This is a genomic window from Ilumatobacteraceae bacterium (assembly GCA_033344875.1).
In the GTDB taxonomy this organism is placed as follows: domain Bacteria; phylum Actinomycetota; class Acidimicrobiia; order Acidimicrobiales; family Ilumatobacteraceae; genus Ilumatobacter.
Window position 1 is genome coordinate 958,065 of record JAWPMO010000001.1, and the last position, 18,680, is coordinate 976,744.

Annotated in this window: 19 protein-coding genes; 6 read left to right on the top strand and 13 right to left on the bottom strand. The window is 68.7% G+C overall.

The features are described from left to right. Positions 1-17 precede the first annotated feature (17 nt). From R8G01_04540 to R8G01_04565, 6 genes are read right to left on the bottom strand one after another with little or no spacing between them, the layout of a single operon-like run. Entirely contained in the window at positions 18-1,271 is a 1,254-nt protein-coding gene (locus R8G01_04540) for an aspartate aminotransferase family protein (GenBank protein ID MDW3213243.1), read from the bottom strand. Between the two features lie 23 nt (positions 1,272-1,294). After that, entirely contained in the window at positions 1,295-2,029 is a 735-nt protein-coding gene (locus R8G01_04545) for an ion channel (protein MDW3213244.1), read from the bottom strand. Then, positions 1,998-3,281: a serine hydrolase domain-containing protein gene (locus R8G01_04550; GenBank protein MDW3213245.1), complete on the bottom strand. Its 1,284-nt coding sequence runs from the start codon at positions 3,279-3,281 to the stop codon at positions 1,998-2,000. The genes R8G01_04545 and R8G01_04550 overlap by 32 nt, the downstream gene beginning before the upstream one ends. 59 nt (positions 3,282-3,340) lie before the next feature. Continuing rightward, the gene (gene ligD, locus R8G01_04555; GenBank protein MDW3213246.1) at positions 3,341-4,237 is read right to left on the bottom strand and encodes a non-homologous end-joining DNA ligase; all 897 of its coding nucleotides are present in this window, start codon (positions 4,235-4,237) and stop codon (positions 3,341-3,343) included. Further along, positions 4,234-5,184 (bottom strand): Ku protein, encoded by a 951-nt coding sequence (locus tag R8G01_04560; GenBank protein ID MDW3213247.1) that lies wholly within the window; start codon positions 5,182-5,184, stop codon positions 4,234-4,236. The genes ligD and R8G01_04560 overlap by 4 nt, the downstream gene beginning before the upstream one ends. 19 nt (positions 5,185-5,203) lie before the next feature. Continuing rightward, positions 5,204-6,073 (bottom strand): hypothetical protein, encoded by an 870-nt coding sequence (locus tag R8G01_04565; protein MDW3213248.1) that lies wholly within the window; start codon positions 6,071-6,073, stop codon positions 5,204-5,206. 35 nt (positions 6,074-6,108) lie between these two features. Here R8G01_04565 and R8G01_04570 point away from each other — a divergent pair, with 35 nt between their 5' ends. Then, positions 6,109-6,771, top strand: coding sequence for a hypothetical protein (locus R8G01_04570; protein MDW3213249.1), 663 nt, complete (start codon positions 6,109-6,111; stop codon positions 6,769-6,771). Positions 6,772-6,787: 16 nt separating this feature from the next. On the opposite strand, the gene R8G01_04575 is transcribed toward R8G01_04570, so the two are convergent. The 4 genes from R8G01_04575 to R8G01_04590 all read right to left on the bottom strand — a co-directional run bounded on the left by R8G01_04575 (position 6,788) and on the right by R8G01_04590 (position 12,155). Further along, positions 6,788-7,885 (bottom strand): Xaa-Pro peptidase family protein, encoded by a 1,098-nt coding sequence (locus tag R8G01_04575; GenBank protein ID MDW3213250.1) that lies wholly within the window; start codon positions 7,883-7,885, stop codon positions 6,788-6,790. 47 nt (positions 7,886-7,932) lie between these two features. Then, entirely contained in the window at positions 7,933-8,514 is a 582-nt protein-coding gene (locus R8G01_04580) for a TetR/AcrR family transcriptional regulator (GenBank protein ID MDW3213251.1), read from the bottom strand. Beyond that, a complete protein-coding gene (locus R8G01_04585; protein MDW3213252.1) occupies positions 8,511-10,082 on the bottom strand; it encodes an MFS transporter in 1,572 nt (523 codons plus the stop codon). The genes R8G01_04580 and R8G01_04585 overlap by 4 nt, the downstream gene beginning before the upstream one ends. Positions 10,083-10,172: 90 nt before the next feature. After that, complete coding sequence (locus R8G01_04590) at positions 10,173-12,155, bottom strand: acetoacetate--CoA ligase (protein MDW3213253.1); 1,983 nt, start codon at positions 12,153-12,155, stop codon at positions 10,173-10,175. A gap of 83 nt (positions 12,156-12,238) precedes the next feature. On the opposite strand from R8G01_04590, the gene R8G01_04595 reads away from it, so the two are divergent. The 3 genes from R8G01_04595 to R8G01_04605 are packed head-to-tail and all read left to right on the top strand — an operon-like array spanning position 12,239 to position 14,428. After that, positions 12,239-12,937 carry a dienelactone hydrolase family protein gene (locus tag R8G01_04595; protein MDW3213254.1) on the top strand — a complete coding sequence of 233 codons (699 nt, stop codon included), beginning with the start codon at positions 12,239-12,241 and terminating at the stop codon, positions 12,935-12,937. Positions 12,938-12,939: 2 nt separating this feature from the next. Then, on the top strand, positions 12,940-13,410 hold the full coding sequence (locus tag R8G01_04600; GenBank protein ID MDW3213255.1) for a nuclear transport factor 2 family protein: 471 nt from the start codon (positions 12,940-12,942) through the stop codon (positions 13,408-13,410). Between the two features lies 1 nt (position 13,411). Continuing rightward, entirely contained in the window at positions 13,412-14,428 is a 1,017-nt protein-coding gene (locus R8G01_04605) for a serine hydrolase domain-containing protein (protein ID MDW3213256.1), read from the top strand. Here the strand turns inward: R8G01_04605 and R8G01_04610 are convergent. Beyond that, positions 14,421-15,449 carry a phosphotransferase gene (locus tag R8G01_04610; GenBank protein MDW3213257.1) on the bottom strand — a complete coding sequence of 343 codons (1,029 nt, stop codon included), beginning with the start codon at positions 15,447-15,449 and terminating at the stop codon, positions 14,421-14,423. The genes R8G01_04605 and R8G01_04610 overlap by 8 nt on opposite strands. Positions 15,450-15,512: 63 nt before the next feature. Next, positions 15,513-16,568, bottom strand: coding sequence for a zinc-binding dehydrogenase (locus R8G01_04615; protein MDW3213258.1), 1,056 nt, complete (start codon positions 16,566-16,568; stop codon positions 15,513-15,515). A 34-nt stretch (positions 16,569-16,602) separates the two neighbouring features. On the opposite strand from R8G01_04615, the gene R8G01_04620 reads away from it, so the two are divergent. Both R8G01_04620 and R8G01_04625 read left to right on the top strand, forming a co-directional pair. Next, positions 16,603-17,286 (top strand): hypothetical protein, encoded by a 684-nt coding sequence (locus R8G01_04620; GenBank protein MDW3213259.1) that lies wholly within the window; start codon positions 16,603-16,605, stop codon positions 17,284-17,286. A gap of 43 nt (positions 17,287-17,329) precedes the next feature. Continuing rightward, a complete protein-coding gene (locus R8G01_04625) occupies positions 17,330-18,388 on the top strand; it encodes a TIGR03617 family F420-dependent LLM class oxidoreductase (GenBank protein MDW3213260.1) in 1,059 nt (352 codons plus the stop codon). Positions 18,389-18,394: 6 nt separating this feature from the next. Here the strand turns inward: R8G01_04625 and R8G01_04630 are convergent, their stop codons facing one another. Then, positions 18,395-18,676, bottom strand: coding sequence for a hypothetical protein (locus R8G01_04630; protein MDW3213261.1), 282 nt, complete (start codon positions 18,674-18,676; stop codon positions 18,395-18,397). Positions 18,677-18,680: the final 4 nt, after the last annotated feature.

Below are 18,680 nucleotides of genomic sequence, written 5' to 3' on the forward strand. Positions count from 1 at the left end.
GTCGAACGGCGTTTCGGCTACTCCACGGTCGAATACGAGGTGCTGCGGTCGGTCGCCGATCGGCCCAGCACCTCGGCCGCGCACTCGGCGAGGTCGGTCAGGTACTGATCGATGACGCCGGTGTTCGAGTTGCTCACCGTCGAGTGCAGCGAGTCAGGCGGCCCTTGGCGATCGTGGTGCCAGCCGCGAGCGAGCAGCGCGTCACCGAGTGCGAACACGTCGATCGGCTCGGCCGCGGCCGGATCGCTCGCCATCGCGATCAGATGCAAGCCACCGTCACCGAGCACACGGATCCCGTCGATCGCGTCGATCCCCGATCGCATCCGATCGGCGTTCTCGAGCGTCTGGCGGGTCAGATCGACGTAACCGTCCACCCCGAGGTGCTGCATCACCGCCCAGCCGGCCGCCATCGGCAAGCCCGACCTGGTGCCCTGGAGGTTCGGCGAGCCGTAGAACCCGCCGAGCCACTGGTCGAACATCCACGTCTGGTAGCGACGCAGCTCCTTCGTCCGGTGCAGCACCACCGAGATCCCCTTCGGCGCATAGCCGAGCTTGTGCACGTCGGTCGAGATCGAGTGCACGCCGTCGACCCGGAAGTCCCACGGCGGGATCTCCCGCCCGAGCATCTCGGCGAACGGGAGCACGAAGCCGCCCATGCAGGCATCGACATGACAGTTCGCCCCGACCGACGCCGCCAGCTCCGCGATCGCCGGGATCGGGTCGACCACCCCCTGCGGGTACTGCGGCGCCGAGCCGACCACGAGCACCGTGTTCTCGTTGACCGCATCGGCCATCGCATCCACGTCGACGGTCCAGTCGTCGAGGACGGGCGTGGTGTGGATCGGCATGTCGAACATGTGCGCCGACTTGTGGAATGCCGCATGCGCCGACTCGGCGACCACGATCTCGCCCGACCGGATGCCGCGCTCGGCCCGGCCGCGTTCACGGGCGGCGAGCACCGCACACTGGATCGACTCGGTCCCCCCGCTGGTGAGGAAGCCGGCCGCTGTGTCGGGTCCGTGGAGCAACCCGGCGGTCCACCTCACCACCTCCGACTGGATCTGGCCCAGTGACGGGAACGCCTTCGTGTTGAGCGCGTTCTCGTGCAGGTAGAGCATCGCCGCCCGCTCAGCGACCTCGTGCACCGACGGGCCACCGTCGTAGACCAGGCTAAACGCCTTGCCCTCCCGCCAACGGACGTCGCCGCCCCGCTTCTGTTCGAGATCGGCGATGACCTCGTCGACGCCCCTACCCTGCTGCGGAAGATCCATCCGGCCATTGTTCCATGGCGGTCTCAGTCGTCGGCGACCAGGAAGCTCGCCACCCGAGCGGTGATGATCGCGAACGTCGAGATCCCGACCACCATGGTCACGAGCGCCACTCCCCGACCGGCCATCGTCACCGGGGCGATGTCGCCGTAGCCGACGGTCGTGATCGTTGCCGCCGACCACCAGAGCGCATCACCGAAGCCGGCCACCGACCGTCCGACACCGACGTCCTCGGCGATCGTGAACGCCGCCGCCGAGGTGAACCACGTCATCAGCGACACTCCGACGGCGAACCGCACGGCATTGTGTCGCACGATCCGTCTCCCCTCCCGCGCCGCGATCCCACCGATCACGATCACGCGCACGAGCGCGATGATCGCCCGCAACGGCCGCAGACCGCGCAGAGCCCGCGTCGTCCCGAACGCGGCGAGGTCGGGAGCCACCGCCGCCGCCGATCCGAACACGATCAGCAGATTCAGCCACTCGCCGCGCACGTATCCCCATCGGTCGTCGGTGAGGAACAGCCCGATCACGTAGTCGACGGCGAAGGCGACCAGCACGATGATGTTGACGATGTCGATGAACATCTGATCGCCGCTGGGCAGATCGGCCTTCTCGACCTCGAGCAGGAGCACGGGGATCGACCCGAGTGCCAGCACCAGCAGGACGGGGTCGGCCAGCCGCTTCCATCGCTGGAGGGCCGGCGTCAGGTACGACGCAGCGGTGTCGTCAGCTCGTGGGGAACCCGGCGGCAAGCGCATGCTGCATGATGCTTCGCAGCTGGCCGGTGTTGCTGGGATACTCCCCCGACACGGTGATCGCCCACGTCAGGCCACCGGGCTGCACCAGCACCATCGCGTGCGTGTTCTGCAGGGTGCCGGTGTGGCCCCAGGCGTCACCGTCGTAGTTGATGACGCCGAGGCCGTAGCCACCCGGCGGCGTGTCGGCGGGGACGCGGTACCGCAGGACCGACAGCAGGTCGGGCGACAGCGCCTTCCAGCCCGGCGTGCTCGGGTCGACCGAGTTGAAGATCGTCACCAGGTCGCTCGGCGTGGCGTTCCACGCACCGGCGGCACCGAGCGCCTCCATGAAGTTGCGGTTGGGCGACGGGTGGTGCGACACCTCGTCGGGGCCGAGTTCGTACGTGGCGGTCAACCGCATGCCGCTCAGACCCAGCGGGGTCAGGAGCTGCTCGGTGACGACCCGCTCGTAGGTCTTGCCCGTCACGGCCTCGATCAGCAGACCGAGCACGCAGTAGCTCATGTTGGAGTACCGGAAGCCGGAGCCGCTCGACACCGAGCGCGACAGGCCGATGCTCGCGGCCTCGGTGCACGACGCCGCCCCGTTGGAGAAGAAGGTGCCCTCGTGCTGCGGGAACCCCGCCGTGTGGCTGAGCAACTCGCGTACGGTGATCGAGGCGACATCAGGGTCGACGGTCGTCAATCCGAGGTGCCCGACGAGCAGATCGCCGACGGGCTCGTCCAGCGTGAGCGCACCGGCTTCGACGAGGCGCAGCGTCGTGATCGCCGTGATCGACTTGGAGATGCTCGCCACCCGGAAGCGGTCGCTCGTGTCGACCGGCTCGCCGGCGCCGGCGACGCGTTCACCGAAGGCGGCCGCATGGACGAGTTGACCGTCGATCATCACGGCAACGGAGGCCGATACGTCGGCCGGGATCAGGCGGTCGGCGAGCACCTCGTCGAAGTGCGCCCATCCGCTGACGTTGGGCGCCGCCACGCCGGCGTCGTCGACGAGGGTCATCCGCTCGAGCGCCACGCCGTCGGCGTCGGGTTCGATCGCCGACAGCAGGACGTCGGCATCGGGGTCGGAGCCGGCTCCGTCGGGCGTCCCGTCGATGTCGTCGGGAGCGACCACGGTCGGCTCCGCTCGGCGCCCCTCGAAGAACTCGGGCGACGGCGGCGTCGTGAACTCGGCCTGACCACACGATGCGGCCAGCGACGCGCCGACGACGACCAGCGCGGCCGTACGGCCCACGTCCCAACGTCGCAACATCACCTCACCATCATGTCAAGGTCGAGACACAATTGCACCCTCGGTGAGAGGACTGACACCTACAGCGGCAGGGTCTGTACCGTGGTCAGGACCGGGGCGAACAGATCCCCGTGTCGTTCGACCCGTTCGAGCACATCATTCGCCCTGAACTTGAGGTCGAGGTCACCCTCGGCGCAAGCGGCCACCTCGTCCCAGGTGACGGGCGTCGACACGGTCGGTTCCGGCCTCGCCCGCAGCGAATACGGTGCGATGGTGGTCTTGTGGAACGCGTTCTGGCTCCAGTCGACGAAGATCTTGCCCGGCCGCTCCGCCTTGGCCATGACGGTCGTGACCCGCCCGGGCAGTTGGCGCTCGAGCACCTGCCCGACGGCGAGCGCGAAATCGGCGGCGCCATCGTGGGTGGCATCGGGCGAGTTCAGCGGGACGTACATCTGCAAGCCCTTCGAACCCGAGGTCTTGCACCAGCCGGCGAGTCCGACCGAGTCGAGCACCGCTCGGGCGGCGACGGCGATCTCGCAGCACTCACGGATCGCCGCCGGCGCACCGGGATCGAAGTCGAACACCAGCGATCTCGGCACATCGAGGTCGTCGGCGAGCGCCATCGGCGCGTGCAGTTCGAGCGCCGCCATGTTGGCGGCCCACACGAGCGCCGCCGTCTCGTCGATCCGGCAGTACTCGATGCCCCCCTGCCGATCGCCGGGCCCGAGGGCGACGTCGACCCACGGGGGGCGATGGCCGGGGCAACGCTTCTCGAAGAAGCCGTTCGTGTCTGACCCGTCGGGGTAGCGACGGAACGTCAGTGCCCGGCCGGTGAGATGCGGGATCGCCACCGTGGCGACCTTGGCCATGTAGTCGATGACCTGCGCCTTGGTGAACCCGCTCGGATAGAGCACCTTGTCGAGGTTGATCAGCGAAAGCCGGCGCCCGTCGATCTCGACCTCGACCGAGGAGGTCACGCGCTCTTCTTGGCTGCCGACTTCTTCGCCGTGCTCTTCTTCGCCGTCGATTTCTCGGCCGTGGACTTCTTCGCCGGCTTCTTGGCGGCGGATTTCTTGGCCGTGCTCTTCTTCGCGGCGGGCTTGGCGGCCGCCGCCTGCTTGGCACCGGACGGGTGCCTGCCGCGAGCCTCCTTGGCCTTCGCGACACTCGCCTCGAGCGCCGCCATCAGATCGATGACCTTGGGCTTCTCGGTCTCGGTTTCCGGCAACTCGAACGCCTGACCCGACGCCTTGATCTCGATCAGGTCGAGGACCTGCTCGCGGTACTCGTCGCGATACTTCGCCGGCTCGAACGCGGCCGTCAGCGAATCGACCAACGACTCAGCCATCGCGATCTCCTTCTTCGACACCTCGATGTCGTCGAGTTCGCTCAGCTCGTCGATCGTCGCCGGGTCGAGGACCTCGTCGGCGTAGGCGAGCGTCGACATGATCAGCCGCCCCTCCTCGGCCCGGATCGCCGCCGTGTACTGCTTGTTGCGCATCACGAACCGACCGATCGCCACCTTGTTGCTCTCCTCCATCGCACGGGCGAGCAGCACGTACGGCTTCGGGTTGGCGCCGGGCGCCACGTAGTAGGCGTTGTCGTAGAACACCGGATCGATCTCCTCGAGGTCGACGAACTCCTCGAGCTCGACCGTCTTGGTCGCCGCCGGAATGAAGGGTTCGAGCTCGTCGGGGTCGACGACGATGTAGCGATCCTTGGAGACCTCGTACCCCTTCACGATGTGATCGTCGGGGACTTCCTCACCGTCGAGCGCCGACACCTTGCGGTACTTGATGCGCGACATCGTGCGATCGTCGAGCTGGTTGAACGACACACTCTGACGGCGTACGGCGTGGAACAACTTGACGGGGATCGCGACGAGCCCGAAGCTGATCGTGCCGGTCCAGACGGGGCGGGGCATGCCCCCATCATGCCCGAACTCAGGTGTCGAGCACAGCGCGAGCGACCAAGTCGGTACCGAACGCGGTCAGGATCGCCAGGTAGAGCAGACCGGTGGCCGCCATCACCGCCGAGTACTCGCGTTCGCGCAACGCGGCCTTGGTGACGAACACGAGCACGATCGTCGCGAGCGCACACGCACCCCAGAACCAGCCGAGCGTTCCGCCCCAGCCGTCGTCGACGGCACCCGACCACACACTGATCATCCCGGTCGGGAGCAGCATCACCGCGATCTCGGCCGGCCACATCCATCCGAGTGCCGAGACGATCTCGTTGAGCAACCGGCGCGGCAAGCCGGGCTGCACCAGATACCAGTGGCCGAGCAGCATCGCGTTGGTGACCGCACCCAGGAACGCTGCGCCGACCAGCGTGCGGAGCAACCCGACGACCGTGTCGAACCCACCGTCGGGTGCTGCGTCGATGCCGGCAGCGATCAACCCGACCACCCCGACGAGCACCGGGACGAGGTCGAGGAACGGCGGGAACTCGGGACCGTCGCTCGTCTCGACCCGATCGGCGCCACGGTCGATCCCGGTCATGGCAGCGACACGCTCGGAACGTCGGTCGTGTTCGAGCCGCTGGCCGCGCACGCCGGCCCGCCTCCGCAGGACCGACACCGCGAGCGCTCCGGTGCAGGCGGCGACGACGGCGATCGAGCTCGCCTCACGGACCGGCAGGGTGCCGTACCGGAACCCGGCGACGGCCGCGCCGAGCGCCAGGTGTCCGTAGGTCCCGCGGAGCAACCAGCCGTAACCGAGGCCGACCTCGCGCCGTCGGGTGGTGAACCAGCAGAACAACATCCCGCCGACCGCCCATTGGAGCAGCACCGTGGCGGCGTCGAGGCGAATCACGTGGCTGGAGGGTAACGCCCTAGGCTGATGCATCCATGCCGACGGAGCAGCGCCAACACCGGCCGATCCCCCGCTTCCGCAGTGCGGCCCTCCTCGTCGGGCTCGTCCTCGCGACCTCGGGCTGTTTCACCGGTCAGCGACCCGAACTCGAACCGGTCCCGGTGATCGACGACGCGGCGGCGCAGGTGGTGCTCGAACGCCTCGAGCGAGCGAACTCCGTCACGTTCACCGCCACGTACGACATCATCCCGAGCACCACCGGCCGGACGACCCAGGCGACCGTCCGCCAGCTCGGCGACCAGCGTCGGATCACGATCGGCAACGTCGACTTCCTGCTCGATCGCGGCTCGGCCCGCACCTGCCGGATCGACGACGGCAGCTGCGTCGACCTGATCGACGACGCCCTCATCAGCGACCTCAACCTCACCCATCGCTTCTGGTCCGACGGCATCGCCGCCCGACTCGCGATCGACGCGGCCCGCCGCGTCGGCTTCAGCGAGGGCCACACCGAGACGATCGCCGACCGCCCGGCGGCCTGCGCCGACGTGCCGGTGCTCGGCGGCGTCGTCGTGTACTGCGCGCTCGACGCCGGCATCCTGGCCCGCTACTTCAATGCCGACGTCTCGATCGAGCTGACCTCGTTCACGAACGACGTCGACGCCGATCTCCTGACCGGCGGCACCGACCGCGACGCCTGATCGGAGCGTCGGCCGGTCAGCCCACCGACATCAGATCGTGCTCGACCGTGTTCATCGGGATCGGGCCGTCGTCGCCGGCCACGACGATGTCCTCGAGCCGCATCCCCCACTTGCCGGGGACGTAGATCCCCGGTTCGATGCTGAACGCGTGCCCGGACGCCAGCGGCAACCCGTTGCCCTCGACGATGTAGGGATCCTCGTGCTCTTCGAGCCCGATGCCGTGGCCGGTTCGGTGCACGAAGAACTCGCCGTACCCGGCGTCGGCGATGATGGCCCGACCCACCCGGTCGACGTCTTCGCAGGGCGTGCCGACCGTCGCCGCGGCGACCGACGCTGCCTGCGCCTCGCGCAGCACGGCGTACGCCTCGGCCACATCGGGTGCGACGTCGCCGGTGAACACGCAGCGCGTGATGTCGGAGCAGTACCCGTTCATCGTCCCGCCGAAGTCACAGAGCACGATCTCGTTCTCGCGGATCACCCGCGAGCCGGCGTGATGGTGCGGACTCGCGGCGTTCTCGCCGGCGGCGACGATCGCGAAGTTCACCTTCTGGTGACCTTCGGCGATGATGCGCGCCGAGAGGTCGGCCGACACCTCGGCCTCGGTCCGACCGACCAGGGGGATCCGCCCGGCCTGCAGCTCGACCGCGATCCGATCGACGGCGGCGCCGGCAGCGGCGAGCGCATCGATCTCGGCCCGGTCCTTCATCATCCGGAGGGGACCGACCACGTCGACTGCGCGTCGGAACGAGGCGTTCGGCAGGTGCGGCAGGAGTTCGACCAGGAACCGAGCCCACATCTGGTCGCCCACGGCCACCGAGGTCGAACCCTGGGCGAGGCCCCCGACGATCGCCGTCGGATCCTCGGTCTCGTTCCACGGCAGCAGTTCGAACACGCCCGGCTGCGGATCGACCCGAGGCGCCTCGAGACGCGGGATCAGCAACGTCGCGTCGCCGTCCTGCCGCACGACCAACATCGTCAGCCGTTCGAGCGGCATGGCGAGATAGCCCGTGAGATACGGCAGATCGTGCCCCACCGACAACAGCAGCGTGTCGACCCCTTGCTCGGCCATGGCGGCACGGACACGGGCGAGGCGGTCGAGATAGATCTGGGTCACGTCACCGATCGTAACGGTCCCACGCCCGCCCTGGCCCCGCCCGATGCTCACGGTGATGCGATCCAGAGCGGATCGAGCACCATGGCGACGAGCTGATCGACCTGCTCGACCGGGAACGGCTCGGCGGTCATCAGCCGTCGTACGAACAACGGGCCGACCAGGACCTGCGCCAGCAGGGGGACATCGACGTCGTCGGGGAGGTGACCGGCGCGGCGGGCGTCGTCGAGCACACTCTCGGTGTACTCGCGTCGAACCGACGACGCCGCATGGTGCATGCGGCGCACCGATTCGTCACGCTCACTCGCATCGACGATCGCCGGCATACACGCCGAGAACCGCGACGACGAGAGGGTCTCGGCGACCGCCCGGATCAGTCCGGTGACGCGCTCGCGATGGTCGTCGGTGTCGGGGGCACGGACCTGCTGCTTCAAGGTCGCGACGGCATCGCCGACGAGTTCGAGCTTCCCAGCCCAGTGCCGGTACATCGTCGCCTTGCCGACGCCCGCACGCCGGGCGACACCTTCGATGGTCAGCGCGCCGTAACCCACCTCGGCGAGTTCGTCGAGCGTCGATTCGAGCACCACACGCCGCGTGCGTTCGATACGTGGATCGAGTGCCGGCTCGCTCACGACGACGCGGCCGGCTCACGGTCGGGCGCGGGGAGCGGGGCGCGGCGCCCCGTGGTGAACACGATGACGCCGGCGATGACGGAGATGACGGCCGACACCACGAACGCGGTGTTGATCGCTCCCGTGAAGGCCACGCCGGCCCGTTCGACGAGTTGTGCTCCCTCGACACCGCCGATCTGGCGAGCGACGCCGATCGCCCCACCGATCGATTCGTCGGCGACCGCTCCCAGGTCACCCGGCAGGCTGCCCCCACCGTCGAACCGGGCCTGATAGCTCGACGTGACGATGCTGCCGAGGATCGCGATCCCGAGGGCTCCGCCGAGTTCGCGTGTCGTGTCGTTGACCGCCGACCCCACCCCGGCCTTGTTGAGCGGCACCGACGACATGATCGACCCGGTCGCCGGCGCCATACAGACGGCCATGCCGGCCGACAGCAGCACGAGACCGACGACGATGATCGGATAGGACGTGCGGGTGGACATCGACGCCAGCACGGCGAACCCGGCCGAGATCGACGTGAAGCCGGCCGCCATCACGTTGTTGACACCGAACCGCCGGACGAAGCCCTCGCTCCGCGGCGACATGATGATCATGGTGATCGCGAACGGCAGGGTCGCGATGCCGGCCCGCAGCGGCGACCAGCCCCGTACGAACTGGAAGTACTGGGTGATCAGGAAGAAGAACCCGAACATCACCATGAAACCGAACGTGATCACACCGCTCCCGGTCGCGAAGCGACGGTCGCGGAAGAACTGCATCGGCAGCATCGGGTGTTCGATGCGCAGCTCCCACCGGACGAAGGCGGCGAGGGTCACCACCGAGAGCACGAACGCTCCGACGACGAGCGAGTCTCCCCATCCCTTGGCCGGGCCCTCGATGATGCCGTAGAGCAAGGCCGCGACGCCGACGAGCGAGAGCGCCGCTCCGACCGGGTCGAGCGGTGTCCGTTCGTCGTCCCGGCTGCGCGGCGAGAGCAACGCGACCGCGATCAGCACCGCCAGTGCCGCGACGACGTTCACGACGAAGGCCGCTCCCCACCAGAACGACGGGAACACCCACCATCCGGTGAGCAGGAAGCCCACGACCAGCGGCCCGAGGGCGCCGCCGGCTCCGGCGAAACCCGCCCAGATCGCGATCGCCTTGCCCCGCTCCTCCGGCGGGAAGATCGCCGACACCAGGCTGAGGGTCGCCGGCATCACGAACGCGGCACCGATACCGGCCACCGCTCGGGAGACGATCACCATGCTGGACGTGTCGGCGAGTGCACCGATCAGTGATCCGAACGCGAAGACCGCGAGTCCACCGACGAGCGCCAGCTTGCGACCGAACCGGTCGCCGATGGCTCCGGCCGACAGGAGCAGGCCGGCGAACACGATCGCGTACGAATCGACGATCCACTGCAGATCGGTCGCGTCGGCATCGAGGCTCTGCTGCATCGAGGGCAACGCGACGTTGATGCCAGACACCGACATGACGACCATCACCAGACTGAGGCACATCACGCCGAGCAGGAACCAGCGCCGCTGGTGGATCTCGGGTTGTTCGTGGAGGAGGAGTGCCTGCGTCATCGATGCCTTTCCGGGGCGTGCATCCGAAGTTGCGGAACGTACACGTTCCGCAACGGAACGCCAACGTCTCGAAACGCTCGCACCGACGATTCAGCGGGCTGCGGCGATGGCGACGATCGCATCGAGCGCCGCCGGCTCCTTCAGTGCATCTCGGCTCGCCACCCGGGCGGGGTCTGCGCCCAACAGGATCTTCTTCACCGGGAGTTCGAGCTTCTTGCCGCTCAGCGTCGTCGGGATCGAACGGACCTGATGCATCTCGTCGGGCACGTGGCGCGGCGAGAGCCCGGAGCGCAGACCGGCCCGAATCCGAGCGCGCATCTCGTCATCGAGCTCGACGCCCTCGCCGAGCACCACGAACAACACGAGGTTCCCGGGGTCGTCGGCATCCGACGACTCGAGATGCACCACCAAGCTGTCGGCGACGCCGTCGAGCGACTCGGCAACGCGGTAGATCTCGGCGGTGCCGACCCGCACGCCACCGCGGTTGAGGGTGGCATCCGAGCGGCCGGAGATCACGCAGCTACCGCGGTCGGAGACGACGACCCAGTCGCCGTGTCGCCAGACACCCGGGTAGTCCTCGAAGTACGCCGCCCGATAGCGCGACCCGTCGGCGTCTCCCCAGAAGCCGATCGGCATCGTGGGCATCGGTTGGGTCAGCACCAACTCGCCCTGCTCCCCCACCACCGACTCGCCCGACTCGTCGAACGCCTCGACCGCGGCCCCGAGGTAGCGCGCCGGGATCTCGCCCTCCCACACGGGCGTCAGCGGACTCCCACCGACGAATGCCGAGCAGACATCGGTACCACCCGAGATCGGCGACAACAGGGCGTCGGCCGACACCGACTCGTAGATCCAACGGAACGCATCGGCGGGCAGCGGGGCCCCGGTCGAACCGATCACACGCAGTGCGGTCAGATCGAAGTCGTCACCGGGAACGATGCCCGCTCGCAGACACGCCGTGAAGAACGGCGCACCACCACCGAACCACGTGAGTCGCTCCTCGGCCGCGAGCCGCCAGAGTGTCTCGGGGCCGTCGGCGTTGGGGTCGCCGTCGTACAGCACGAGCTCGGCCCCGACCAGGAGACCCGACACCACGAAGTTCCACATCATCCAGCCGGTCGTCGTGAACCAGAAGAACCGGTCGTCGCGTCCCATGTCACCGTGGAGTCCGATCACCTTCAGGTGCTCGAGCAGGATCCCGCCGTGACCGTGCACGATCGGCTTCGGCAGGCCGGTGGTCCCCGACGAGTAGAGGACGTACAGGGGGTGTGACGCAGGGACGGCGGCGAACGAGAGCGGCGCCGACTCAGCGAGCAAGCGCTCCCACTCGATGACACCGTCGTCGGCGGTCGTCGCCTCGGGGTACGGCACGACCACCGTGGCGAGGAGTGACGGCAGCCCGGCGCGGATCGTGGCCAACTCGTCGACCCGGCTCACCGTGCGTCGCCCGTACTCGTAGCGGTCGACGGCCAACAACACCTTCGGTTCGACCTGGGCGAAACGATCGAGCACCGCCTGGACCCCGAACTCGGGAGCGCAGGACGTCCACGTGGCCCCGAGGCTCGCGGTCGCGAGGAACGCCACGATGGTCTCGGTCACGTTCGGCAGGTACGCCGCCACCCGGTCGCCCTCGCCGACGCCCAGCAGTTCGAGTCCACGTCGGGCGCGGCCGACCTGATCGGCGAGCTGACCCCAGGTGAGCTCGACCCGGTCGCGCGACTGCGAGCGGGCGACGATCGCCACCCGGTCGGGGTCGTCGTCGGCCCAGCGGAGGGCGTGCCGGGCGTAGTTGAGGCGAGCTCCTGGGAACCACGAGGCGCCGGGCATCACCCGCCGGTCGAGGACCGTCCGATAGGGCTCGGTCGCCTCGACGTCGAAGTACTCCCAGATCGCCGCCCAGCACTCCTCGAGACCGTCGCCGACCGACCAACTCCAGAGTTCGTCGTAGTCGGTGAACGCATGTCCCGATCGTTCCTCGCAGAACGTGAGGAACCGCCCGAGCCGTGTCGTCGTCCGAGCATCGGTGACCGGCGTCCAGAGCACGGGTGGTTGCGAGTCGAACCGGTTCGCCATGACGAGCACTGTAGGACGCGAGCCCCGGAGGCGACACGTCCCCGGATCCGGCGCCGTGGCTCGCAGCGTCGTAACGTGGGCGTATGGGTTCACTGATCGATTTCAAGAGCAATGGTGGAACAGCCTCGGGGTACCTGGCGCTGCCGGACGGCCGACGCGGTCCGGGCGTCATCGTGGTCCAGGAATGGTGGGGGCTCGACAGTGGGATCAAGGAGATGGCCGACCGCTTGGCCGCCGCCGGCTTCGTGGCCCTTGCGCCCGACCTCTACCACGGCGAACTCGCCGGTCACACCGAGATGGACAAGGCCGGCGAACTGATGCAATCGCTCCCGGCCGACCGGGCTGCCCGCGACATGAGCGGCGCCGTCGACTACCTCGCCGACCACGACGCCACGTCGAACGACGGGATCGGCGTGGTCGGGTTCTGCATGGGCGGCATGCTGTCGTTCCTGCTCGCCGCCCACCGTCCCGACCGGATCGCCGCCCTCGTGCCGTTCTACGGATTCCCCCAGGGCGACGACCAGCCGAACTACCGCGACATCGAGGCCTCGATCCAGGGCCACATGGCCGAGCACGACGACTTCTTCCCGCCCGATGCCGCCAAGGCGCTCGAAGCCGAGCTGCAGGCGATGGGCAAGGACGTCACACTCACCGTGCACCCCGGTTCCGGCCACGCCTTCATGGCACCGCACAACGCGCTCGGCACACAGGACCAGGAGCTCTACGACGAGATCTGGCCGCAGGTGGTCGAGTTCCTCCACACCCACCTCGATCAGAGCTGACGGTGGCCGACACATCGACCGACACGACATCCGACGGTCCGATCCACGGCTGCATCGAGCGCTGGCACCGGCACACCCGGGGCGAGCTCGACGGCGGGCTCGACGCCCTGCTCCACGAGGACTGCGTGTTCCTCTCCCCGATCGTGTTCACCCCTCAGCGCGGCCGCGACATCACGAAGATGTACCTGCGAGCCGCCGGCAGCACCCTCGCCGACGCCGACCCCGACGACGGCACCGCCTCGATCGAGTCCAGCCCGACGTTCCGGTACACCAGGGAGATCCTGCAGGGTCACCACGCAATGCTCGAATTCGAGACCGAGGTCGACGGCAAGTACGCGAACGGTGTCGACATCATCTCGTGCGACGACGACGGCATCATCGTCGAGTTCAAGGTCATGATGCGCCCGCTCCAGGCGATCAACGCCGTGCACGCGCAGATGAAGGCGATGCTCGAACAACTGGCCGGAGGCTGACATCGCCGCCGCCGACGACCTCGAAGCGGTCGTCACCCGGACCGCGAACGAGCACGAGTTCTCCGGGGTCGTCCGAGTCGACCGCCCCGGTCTGCCCACGGTGTCCCTGGCGTTCGGCCTCGCCGACCGCCGCCATGACGTGGCGAACACGACGTCGACGCGATTCGGCGTCGCCAGCGGAACGAAGTGGTGGACCGCGCTGGCCACACTCGGGCTCGTCGCCGACGGCGCGCTCGGCCTCGACACCACGGCTCGATCCCTCCTCGGTCGCGACCTGCCACTGATCGACGACGCCGTCACCGTCGAGCACCTGCTCGGCCATCGTTCCGGCATCGGCGACTACCTCGACGAGGAACTGCTCGGCGACATCGACGACCACATCATGCCCGTGCCCGTGCATCAGCTGTCGTCCTCCGAGGCCTATCTCCCGGTCCTCGACGGCTTCCCCCAACGAGAGCTTCCCGGTGAGCAGTTCCGCTACAACAACAGCGGTTACGTCGTGCTGGCCGTGCTCGTCGAGCGCGCCTCGGGCATACCGTTCGAACGCCTGGTCGGTGAGCGGGTGAGTGCCCCCGCCGGCCTCACCCACACCGGGTTCGTCCGCGGTGACGAACCCGCCCCCGACGTGGCGGTCGGCTACCTCGCGACCAGTGGGCTGCGCAGCAACGTGCTGCACCTGCCGGTCCTCGGGTCCGGTGACGGCGGCATCGTGACGACCGCCGACGACGTCCATCGACTCTGGGCGGCGTGGCTGGCCGGCACCGTCGTGCCACCCGATCTGCCAGACCTGATGCTGCGACCGCGCAGCGAGGCCCCAGCACAGCGCATGCGCTACGGGCTCGGGTGCTGGATCGATCCGGTCACCCCGACGGTCTCGCTCGAGGGCATGGACGCCGGCGTCTCGTTCCGGACGGTGCACGACCCGGTCACCGAAGTGACCCACACGGTGATGGCGAACACGTCGTCGGGTGCCTGGCCGATGACGAGAGCGCTCGACACCTCCCTCGGTCTCAGCTGAGTCCGAGGCGGTCGAGCAGGCCGACGGTGCGGACCTGATCCGCGTGCCGTTCGGCCATCACCGCGAACATCTCGTCGCCTCGCTCGGTCTGCTCGACGACCTGTGATGCGAGGACCGCCATGTAGAACCCGGTGACCGAGCCGAGCACGTACCCCTCCCACACCGCGTCGTCGGCGATGTCGACGCCGGCCGACCGCAGCCCCGCCGCGTACCGCACGACCAGATCGTGTTCGGCGAGCGCTCGCGTTCCGGGCGGTAATCCGGCGCCGCAGAAGTAGGCCACATCGGCGGGGCCGGTACCGACCGAGACCGTCTGCCAGTCGACCACGGTGACCGCGGGCGACGACGGCGGCTCCCCGAACATCAGGTTGTCGAGGCGGAAGTCACCGTGCACCACGCACCAGGCGCCGTGGCGGTCGACCCATGACCGCACGCGTGCGGACCAGTCGGGGAATGCCGCTGCGAGCGGCGCCGCCAGCGCCAGGTCGTCGGGGTGCAGTCGCGACGAGAACCGATCGACGAAGCCAGGGGTCAGCACTTCGAACAGCTGGGTGCGGAATGCCGTCTGCTCGTCATCGACCGGCCCGCCCAACCACTCGCCCGCACCGAGTTCGTCGACCCGGCCCCATGTCGGAGCGTGGAGCCGAACCGCCTGATCGACCGCCGACTCGGCCTCGGCGACCGTGCATCCGGCGAGTTGGTCACCGGCGCGGGCGGGCGAGATGTCCTCCATCAGCAGTGCGAAGTCGTGCGTTGCCGGGTCCCATTCGATCAGGAAGACCTGCGGGGTCCGGATCCCCACGAGCGGCTGCAGATCGCGGTAGAACCCGACCTCCTTGACGTAGGTGCTCATCTGCACCGCGGCGGCGCGGCTGACTTCGCTCGGCGACGGGAACTTGCCCACGACCGTGCGCGGGAGTTCGTCGTCCGGGGCGTCCCAGCGCAGCCGGAACCTGACGTTCTCGCCGACCTGGCGGAGCGATCGCGTCAACCAGGCGTCGTCGACCTCATCGGACCTCACGGGCCGAGCCTGGCACAGCGGCTGCGCCCTGCTCGGCTCGGGCGTATTCGGCCAGGACCGCGCTCAGCTCGGCTCGACGAGGATCTTGGCGTGTTGTTCGGGGAGTCCGAGCATCTCGAAGGCATCCGGGATGCCATCGACGTCGACGGTGCCCGTGACGAGCGGGTCGAGATCCCAGGCGCCGGCGGTGATGTGGCGGTGGGTCGCGGCGAACTCGTCGGGCGTGTAGCCGAGTACGAACTGGATCGACAACTCACGACCGATGCCGACCATCGGGATCAGATGGTCCTGCGCCATACACACCCCGACCACGAGGATCCGGGTGTTCCGTGGGGCGGCCCGCATCGCCTGGTCGATCATCCCGGGCATGCCCACCGCCTCGAAGATCACCAGCGGGCGTCTGCCGTCGACCCGACGCCAGACGGCGATCGCCGTTTCGTCATCGGGCGACACCACCTCGTCACAGCCGAAGTGTTCCGCGAGCGCCCGCCGCTTCGGAGAGAAGTCGGCGCCGATCACCGGGCCGATCCCCCTCCGCACCAGCTCGGCCACGCAGGCCAGCCCGACCGGACCGAGCCCCATCACGATCGCGGCGTCGCCGGGTGCGATGCCCGACTTGTTGACCGCGTGCACGCCGACCGCCATCGGCTCGGTGAGAGCGGCGTGACGGGTCGCCACCTCGGGCTCGACCGTGATGGCGAGCTGCTGATCGAGCACCATCAACTCGCCGTACCCGCCCGGATAGTGGTTGGAGTACCCGAGCGTGTGGATGCCCGATGCATCGAATGCCGCCGGCATGCTGACCACCCGGTCGCCCTCGCCGACCCGGTCGACCCCCGGCCCCAGTTCGAGGACCTCGCAGCAGAACTCATGACCCATGACACAGTCGAGTTCGGGTTCGAACGACTGTGCTGGGAGCGGATCGGCAGGCGCGTCGGGGTCGGCACGGCCCACGTCGGCCATGAGGGAACGCAGCTCGGCCCCGTAGCGGAGCGTGTGGAGATCGCTCCCGCAGATCCCGCACGCGAGCACCCGGGCGAGGAACTGGCCGGTCTGCGGCACCGGATCGGGAACCTCGTCGACCCGCAGCTTCCACTGGTGCATCACGGCGGCGCGCATCGAGCGGACACTACCGCCGGGTACCGTCACACCCGTGAGCGAGGAACCGATCGAGATCGCCGACGGCGACGTCACCTGGCGGTTCGACCGCGCCTTCCTCGAGTCCGACTGGACCTGCATCTACGGATCGGGCTGCCACGGCATCCTGCCCGACGATGCAACCGAACTCCAGCAAGGGTGCTGCTCGTACGGCGCCCATCTCGGCGACGGTGCCGACGGACGTACCGAGGCGCTCAACGTCGCCGCGTTCGCGTCGGTCCTCTCCGACGAGCAGTGGCAGTTCCGAGCCGGATTCGTCGAACACGGCCCGGCGGCGATCTTCACCGACGCCCACCGCAATCACACGGCGTTGGTCGACGACGCCTGCGTGTTTCTCAACCGTCCGGGATTCGCCGGTGGAGCCGGATGTGCGCTGCACATCGGCGCGCTCGCGGCCGGGGACGACCCGATCGAGTGGAAGCCATCGGTCTGCTGGCAGCTCCCGATCCGCGTCGACTGGGAACCCGACGGCGACGACCGCGAGGTGGCGACCGTGCGCCGCTGGAGCCGGCAGGACTGGGGCGGGTTCAGCGAGACGATGGCGTGGTGCTGCACCGAACGCGACGAGGGAGCCGAGGCCTTCTCGGGTGACCGACCGGTCGTCGACTCGCTCGCCGCCGAACTCACGGTCATCGTCGGCGACGAGGTGTACGTCGAGCTGCGGCGACGGTTCGACTGAGCCCGCTCCGATCCCGCCGACGACGCCGCGTTACCGTCGAGGCATGCAGGTCGAGACGCACCTCCCACTCGGCAAGGTCGACCCCGGCATCCGCGAAACGGAGAAGCCGGTCGACATGGTTCGTTTCCACCACGACGCAGCCGTCGTCGAAGCACTCGGGTTCGACGGCCTCGTGCTCACCGAGACCAAGGAGGACCCGTTCGTCGCCATGGCCATGGCAGCGACGACCACCGAGCGGATCGATCTGACGACGGCCGTGGCGATCGCGTTCCCACGTTCGCCGACGGTCACCGCGATGACGGCATGGACGCTGCAGCGCGCCTCGGAGGGCAGGTTCAAGCTGGGCCTCGGTACACAGGTCAAGGGGCACATCGAGCGCCGGTACGGCGTCCCGTGGCACGCACCCGGGCCATGGCTCGAGGACTACGTCGAGGCGGTCAAGGCCGTCTGGACCTCCTGGCAGGAGCGGACACCGCTCGACTTCCACAGCGAGCACTACGACCTCACGCTGATGAACCCGCTCTTCGACCCGGGCCCGATCGAGCACCCGTTCCCGCCGATCCACCTCGCGGCGGTCAATCGGCACATGGCACGGCTGGCCGGCCGACATGCCGACGCCGTGCGCCCGCACCCGATCTGCACCCGCCGCTACATCGACGAGGTCCTCCGGCCGGAGGTCGAGCGCGGTGCCGGCGAGCGCGGCCGGAGTGTCGATGCGATCGAGATGGTCGCGTCGCCGCTGATCGTCACCGCACCGACCGAAGCGGAACTCGCCGACAAGGTCAGTACCGTCCGGTCTCGGATCTCGTTCTACGCATCGACGCGCACCTACCGGGCCGTGTTCGATCTGCACGGGTGGGGTGACATCGGCGAACAGCTGTCGGCGCTGTCTCGTCAGCAGCGCTGGGACGAGATGGAGCATCACGTCAGCGACGAGATGGTCCACGAGATCGCCGTCGTCGCGCCGTACGACACGATCGCCGAGGCGGTCGCGAGCCGCTACGAGGGCCTCTGCGACCGAGTCGAGTTCTCGATCCCGGCCGGTGACCCCGACGAGCGAGCGCGGCTCACCGAGATGGTCCGCTCGATCCAGGCTCGATAGCAGCGGTCAGCGGGGGAAGAACTCGGCGAGCGCCGCCGACGTCACCGCCGCACGCCAGATGCGGCCCTCGGTGCCCATGTGGATGCCGTCGGCGACGAACCACTCGGGTCGAACGGCGTCCGACCACCTGAGCACCGGCTCGTCGCCGAACACGAACAGCAGCCGCAGGATCCGCTCTTCGGCGGAGAGCGCGGCGCCGGCTGCGATGTTGGCGGCGTCGTTGGTGCCGATCATGACGACCCAGCAGCCGCGGAAAACCGTCCCGCCGTCGGCGCCTCGGATGCACACGCCG